The sequence below is a fragment of the Acidisphaera sp. L21 genome (assembly GCF_009765685.1).
GTDB lineage: Bacteria > Pseudomonadota > Alphaproteobacteria > Acetobacterales > Acetobacteraceae > LMUY01.
This window is the reverse complement of record NZ_LMUY01000077.1, coordinates 17,384-20,106: the sequence shown is the minus strand read 5'-3', so window position 1 is coordinate 20,106 and position 2,723 is coordinate 17,384. Positions and strand designations below refer to the sequence as shown.

At 69.7% G+C, this 2,723-nt stretch carries 3 protein-coding genes; all 3 read right to left on the bottom strand.

Annotated elements, in window-relative coordinates; all coding sequences use genetic code 11:
• Positions 1 to 624, bottom strand: a 624-nt coding sequence (puhA, locus tag GSQ76_RS15910; RefSeq protein ID WP_158745006.1) for a photosynthetic reaction center subunit H, incomplete at its 3' end; no start/stop codon positions are given.
• A 9-nt stretch (positions 625 to 633) separates the two neighbouring features.
• Positions 634 to 2,073 carry a PucC family protein gene (locus GSQ76_RS15905; RefSeq protein ID WP_158745004.1) on the bottom strand — a complete coding sequence of 480 codons (1,440 nt, stop codon included), beginning with the start codon at positions 2,071 to 2,073 and terminating at the stop codon, positions 634 to 636.
• Positions 2,070 to 2,723: magnesium protoporphyrin IX methyltransferase (bchM, locus tag GSQ76_RS15900; RefSeq protein ID WP_158745002.1), on the bottom strand; the 654-nt coding region annotated here is incomplete at its 5' end. The genes bchM and GSQ76_RS15905, both read right to left, overlap by 4 nt.

Below are 2,723 nucleotides of genomic sequence, written 5' to 3'. Positions count from 1 at the left end.
GATGCGGCGTTGCTTGGCTTTGATCTGCGCGAAGTTCATCGGCAGCAGCACGCGATCCGCACCCTTCGGCGCCAGCAACGCCACTTCCAGATAGCGGATGACGACCTCGGCGCGATCGATCCACGCCTCCGATACGGTTCCGGCCTGCACGCCGTCATCGCCGAACACGGCCATGCCGATCACGTTGGGATCCTCCCAAGCCAGGAAGAACTCTGGAACAGAGCGGAGTGGCACGATTTTCGGGAGGTTGTCGTCGAAGGTATAGTCCGGAATGTCAGCCCGGCGTTGCGCGTAGGATCCAGGACCCATCGCAGCGAGCATCGGATCGCCAACCGGATCCAAGGGCGCGCCTAACCATTGGCCCGACGGCAGCGCGTTCATGACATCCGGCGGTTCGACCCGAGGGGCATAGATCGGGCCGTGCTGGGTGAGGAAGGTCTTCGGCGTTGGGATGGCCGGAAAACCCTGCACCGTGATGGAGCGGGAGCGGTCGGACACCAGCGGGTAGCCCTCCCGCTTATCCTCGCGTCGTAGATAGAAGATCAGGCCTGCGAAACCGAGCCAGAAGACGTACAACGCCAACTGGGCGACGTCGATGTAGCTGGTGATGGCTCCTGTCTGCATCGGGGGACCTCAGCTGTTCAGCGGGAAAAACGAGGAAACGGGGGAGACGCGGGTTCGCCCCGCCGGCCGAGCCAGCGGGCCGATGGCGATCAGCGTGGCGAACAGCAACGCGATCTCGATCGCGTAGACGGTGACGTAGCCCGTGGCCGGCGCCACCAGGGTCGGGCCCAATGCACCACGCTCGGCCAGGGCGGACACGCCATCGCGGATGAGGCCGCCGAGGGCCACGGCGCTGCCGGCGGCGGAGGCCTGGACGGCGCCCCAGATACCCAGCGTCAGCCCGATCTGGCCGGGCTGGGCGGTGGCCATCGCGGCCGTCAAGGTGCAGTGGGCGAACAGCCCCGCCCCAAGCCCGATCAGCGTCACCCCAATGGCAAACAGGGGGGCGCTCTGGAAGGGGGCGGCGAAGACCACCGCGCTGAAGGCGGCCAGCCCGGCCATGGCGCCCACGCCCGCCAGGCGATACGGGTCGGTCCCGCGGCCCAGCAGCCGCGCCGCCGTGGCAAACCCCGTCAGCCCGCCCACGGCCAGCAGCGCCGTCATCGCCGTGGTGGCGCCGACAGGGAGGCCCAGCACGCGCCCGCCATAGGGCTCCAGCAGGATATCCTGCATCGAGAAGGCGACAGTGCCGACACCCAGCGCCACCAGGCGCCGGCGGGCGCGGGCCCCGCGATTGAAGTCGCGCCATGTCTCGGCGAAGCGCGGCGCGGCGCGGTCTGGCCGGGTGCGGCTGGGGTCGCGCGCCTCCTGCTTCCACAGGGCGATGCCGTTCAGGACCATGGTGGCGACGGCAGAGCCCTGGACCACCTGGATCAGCCGCAGTTCCGAGAAATGGGCCAGCAGAGCCCCGAACAGCAGGGCGCTGGCGATCATGCCCAGCAGCAACATCATGCATAGCAGGGCCACGACCTTCGGATGGGTTTCCGGCGGGGACAGATCGGTCGCCAGGGCCAGCCCGACCGTCTGAGTGGTGTGCAGCCCGGCGCCGACGAGCAGGAACGCCAACCCGGCCGCGGCCTGGCCGATGATGATGGGTCCGTTGCTGTCCCCGGACAGGACGATCAGGGCGAAGGGCATGATCGCCAGGCCGCCGAACTGGATCAGCGTGCCCATCCAGAGGTATGGCACGCGCCGCCAGCCCAATACGGACCGGTGCGTGTCCGACTTGAACCCCACCACCGCGCGGAACGGCGCGAAGACCAGCGGGAGCGAAATCATCACCGCCACCAGCCAGGCGGGCACGCCCAATTCCACGATCATCACACGGTTGAGCGTGCCGATCATCAGCACGACCGCCATGCCGACGGTCACCTGGAACAGGGACAGCCGAAGCAGCCGGCGCATCGGCATCGCGTCGCTTGCGACATCGGCGAAGGGCAGAAAGGCCGGCCCGACCTTGCCCCAGTTTCGCGCCAGGCGCTGGTTCAGCCGGGTGACGGCGCCGCTCATGACGGCACCGTGGCGGACGTCATTTCCTGCGCGCAGGAAATGTAGAACCCGGTGGTGATCCGCTGGCTGCGGCCGGGATCCCAGCCCTGCATCGCCGGGTCGGCTGCCAGCAGGCGGCGGATGGTGGTGTGCGTCACCGGTTCGATCGCGGGGGCGCGATTGCCGCGCGGAAACAGCCGCCCGGCCTGGTGCATCGCCCACAACATCGGCGTGCGCGGCGCGAAGGTGAACAGCACCGAGCGCGTGCTGCGCGCCGCCAACCCGGCGCCCGCGCGCGCCATGTCGGGTGCGGCGTAGTGGATGAGGGAATCCATGGCCACGACATGGTCGAACTGGCCCAGCGCCGGGTCCAGCATGTCGCCGACCCGGAATTCCACCCGCAACTCCGCTGGCAAGCGCTGCCGGGCCAATCCCACCAGCGTCGCCGACAGGTCGATGGCCACGACGGCGGCGCCGCGGCGGGCGGCCTCCACGGCCAGGGCGCCGGTGCCGCAGCCGGCATCCAGGATGCGGCGGCCCGTCAGGTCCTGCGGCAGCCAGCCGAGCAAGGTGGCGCGCATCTGGTCCCGCCCGGCGCGCACCGTGGCACGAATGCTGCCGACCGGTGCGTCCGTGGTCAGCCGTGCCCAGGCGGCGACGGCCGTCCGGTC